The sequence below is a fragment of the Methanoregula sp. genome (assembly GCF_002835825.1).
GTDB lineage: Archaea > Halobacteriota > Methanomicrobia > Methanomicrobiales > Methanospirillaceae > Methanoregula.
The window spans coordinates 1-2,382 of record NZ_PIZH01000336.1; the positions used below are offsets into that span (position 1 = coordinate 1).

The window sequence follows — 2,382 nt, forward strand, 5'->3', positions numbered from 1 at the left end:
CAGCGCCTGCAGGAGACTTCGAAGATCGAGGGCGATCCTTCACACAACTGGGACAAGAAAGAGAACGCGGAACGGTACGATGCGAACGCACGGAGCGAGTACGATGACCGGGTGCAGAGGACGATTGCCTCCCTGCCGCTCTCCAAGAATGCCCGGGTCCTCGACATCGGGGCCGGACCGGGAGTCCTTGCCCTGCCCCTTGCCCCGCTCGTCCGTGACGTGACCGCGGTTGAGCCCGGTGCCGGGATGGTGGAAGTCCTCAAGAAGCACGCGGAACGCGACGGGATCCGGAATATCACGTGCGTGCAGAAGACCTGGGAGGACGTCGATCCTGCCCGCGACCTCGCACCACCGTACGACATCGTCATCGCGTCGCTCTCGCTGACCATGCACGACATCCGCGAGGCGCTCGCAAAAATGGATGCCGCGTGCTCCGGCTCGGTCCACCTCTTCTGGTTTGCCGACGTGCCGTTCTGGGAGCGGATGAATGCGGACCTCTGGATGTCGCTGCACGGCCGGCCGTATTACCCGGGGCCGAAGGCCGACTGCCTCTTTGGCGTCCTGTACCAGATGGGGATATTATCGGACGTGACGATGATGCCGATGGGAAAGGAGTACCGGTTCGCGAGCCAGGACGAGATGATAGCATTTTTTACAAAACGGTTCGGGGCGGCAACACCGGCGCAGAAGAAAACGATTGAGGACTATGTCGCCCCGATGATCCGTACAGAGGGCCATGAGGTTGTTATCTCCGGGATGTCAACGCTGGCGCATGTATGGTGGAACACACACCAACGTGGGTAATCACCTTCGGGTTCTGCGAGACCCGCGAATCTTTTTATACCATATCCGGGTTATGGATCTTTATGGCACTATCACTGGTCGTAACCCCGGTTGCCATGCTCCTCGAGCTGGTCATCTGTTTCCTTGGCTTTTACCTGGGCTATACAAAGAAGAAGGCCTACGGGTATCTCTTTGCCGTGACATTCCTCCTGTTTGCCCTGTTCGATTATCTCGGCCAGGCCGGCCTGGACGCTGACAGTCTTGCCATCGTGAACCTGGTGGCCGTTCTCGCCGCTCTTGCCGGGATGTATCTTGTGCTCCAGGAAAAGTGACAGGGAATCTTTTTTTTCGTGCATTCTCCAACAGGGTGAATTTGTTCAATCGCATTTCCGGAAATCACTAATGCGGTTGCCCGCTCTCAGTGCGATCCAATTCAGTTTTTAGAATTTTTTTTGTTGGCTGAACCGGCACCGGGCATACCATACGCCTTTACAAAAAAAAGTGGGGAAGAGTATTCTTATTGATGATAATGACAGGTCGTGATGGGCACGGTCTTGTCAATATCCCCGCCGAAGTATGCCTGGCAGGTATCCAGGTCCTTCGTTCCCTCGCAGGTAAAGGAGCCCCACTGGAAGTAGCAGGGTGCACTGGCAGTTCCGATGAATTGGTTGCCATTGTAACAATCAACAATATGTTCCCAGCAGGTGTTCGGTTCGGCGGCACCCTGGATAACCTGTCCAGGACACGGATTGTTTTTCGCAATGGACAATCCACTGTCGATCAGAATGTTTTCCAGGGGGGTTGCGGCCTGCGCAACACCCGTTGCAAGACATACGATGAGAAGGGTAGCCCCAAGGAGCGGAATATAATTCCACTTCCTGGCGGCCTGTTCCCTTCCCCCGACGATTTTTTTTGTCATAGAAGGGGTCATGATATTCTCCTTCCGCCCGGTTTTTCCGGGCCTGGAACTACATCTTCCTTCCCGCAATAAATGCATCTTGAAGATGGAAAATTTTCATGCTTTTTTTTCAAATGTTCCTGCTTGGGCACTGCTTGAAAAAACCCGGGCGGGTCTTAAAAAACCTGTCAGTGGAAGTTTCCCTGGAAAGGATCATGGTGAAAGACCAATTCTGTCGAATGCCCCAAATCGCGGATCTTCCCGTGGTTCCCCATGCCGGAGATCCAGAAATGATGAGTTAGCATCAATCAGGCGCGAAAAGCCGGCTGCGATCGGGCTTGCGGAAGGGGCATAGAAGGAGAAGATGGATCCGGCAGAGCGGATCGTGAGAAACATCGTCTTGCTTTTCAAATCGGATGGTTCATAACACTCCCGGATGGTACATTAGTGAGGATAAAATTGGCTATCTCAGGAGCATCAGAACGATCGCCGCTTGCCCGGCTGGTATTTTTCATGGTCTGCATTTCGATTGCCGGCGGCGTCGTTGCCGGGATATCCGCGTATGCAGCGGGCCAGCAGCAGCCCCCGGCGCCTTCCAATGTCTGCAGCTATCAGATGGATGCAGACTGCCGTGTGTACGCTTGCGATGACGTGTGCGCAAGCCCGGCTCAATACCGTCCCCCATCGGCCGAATGCGAAGC

General features: G+C 54.9%; 4 protein-coding genes. 3 read left to right on the forward strand and 1 reads right to left on the reverse strand.

The genetic code is table 11. The features are described from left to right. Together CW742_RS10710 and CW742_RS10715 are read left to right on the forward strand one after the other, a co-directional pair. Window positions 1–804, forward strand: an 804-nt coding sequence (locus tag CW742_RS10710; protein WP_292420239.1) for a bifunctional 2-polyprenyl-6-hydroxyphenol methylase/3-demethylubiquinol 3-O-methyltransferase UbiG, incomplete at its 5' end; no start/stop codon positions are given. 62 nt (window positions 805–866) lie between these two features. Next, on the forward strand, window positions 867–1,115 hold the full coding sequence (locus CW742_RS10715) for a hypothetical protein (protein WP_292420242.1): 249 nt from the start codon (window positions 867–869) through the stop codon (window positions 1,113–1,115). A gap of 185 nt (window positions 1,116–1,300) precedes the next feature. Here CW742_RS10715 and CW742_RS10720 read toward each other — a convergent pair whose 3' ends face one another. Next, window positions 1,301–1,714, reverse strand: coding sequence for a hypothetical protein (locus CW742_RS10720; RefSeq protein WP_292420244.1), 414 nt, complete (start codon window positions 1,712–1,714; stop codon window positions 1,301–1,303). A 426-nt stretch (window positions 1,715–2,140) separates the two neighbouring features. On the opposite strand from CW742_RS10720, the gene CW742_RS10725 reads away from it, so the two are divergent. Then, window positions 2,141–2,382, forward strand: a 242-nt coding sequence (locus tag CW742_RS10725; RefSeq protein WP_292420245.1) for a hypothetical protein, incomplete at its 3' end; no start/stop codon positions are given.